The 707-nt window shown below is 68.5% G+C and carries 1 protein-coding gene; it reads right to left on the bottom strand.

Features of this window, described 5'->3' with window-relative positions:
• The coding region (locus tag ACFHPP_RS31300; RefSeq protein ID WP_437167122.1) for a hypothetical protein at positions 1-211 on the bottom strand (211 nt) is incomplete at its 3' end.
• Positions 212-707 lie beyond the last annotated feature (496 nt).

Here is a 707-nt window from a genome sequence, read left to right as displayed (position 1 = left end):
CCACCGGCATCGCCACCGGGCCGAAGTAGCGATCACCTCGCAGGTCGGCCGGCGCGCAGATGACCACGCCATCCTGCCACTCCCGCCGGTCGACCGTCTCCGGCCAGTCGTCGCCGCGCCAGAGCAGGGGGCGCAGCCCGCTCGCATCCTCCACCCAGTGCCAGCCGCTGATCTCCGGCCTGAGGGGCCAGCCATCCCACCTTTTGTTCATGCGCCTGCCCAACCGCGCCTGTGATCTGCAGCGTAGCAAGCACGGTGCCGCCGCAGCGTGGCGCAAAAGGGTAAGCCTTGCGCCGCCGGCTCGTTCTCGGACAACTGGACTGTCCCACGCCGCCGGGCACGAGCCACTCCTGCTGCGGCCCTCTCATTGGCTTGGTCACATCAGGCCTCGTCGCGGCAGGCAAGCGGCGCCTCCACGATCGGCGATCGCAGGCTCCGGCAGGCCCAGACGACCGCCTCTCCCGGTCCGGCGGCAGCATCACCAAGCTGTTCCCTGACGTGCTGCCGCACGCGTGGCAGTGGCCCCGCCGGCACGGCCGCTGTTCGTTGATGGTCATGCCAATCACGTGCAGGCGATACTGCATCCGTCGCGGCGCTCCCAAAGTACCGGGATAAAGGCCGAGAGGAGGGGCGCGGATGGCATATCTGATTCTGTTGGATATGGCAGAGCGGAGTCTGTCCGTGGAGAAGGCCACCCCTGGCGATGC

It is taken from the genome of Falsiroseomonas sp. E2-1-a20 (assembly GCF_051433195.1).
Lineage (GTDB): Bacteria > Pseudomonadota > Alphaproteobacteria > Acetobacterales > Acetobacteraceae > Falsiroseomonas.
This window is presented reverse-complemented; position numbering and strand designations above follow the sequence as displayed.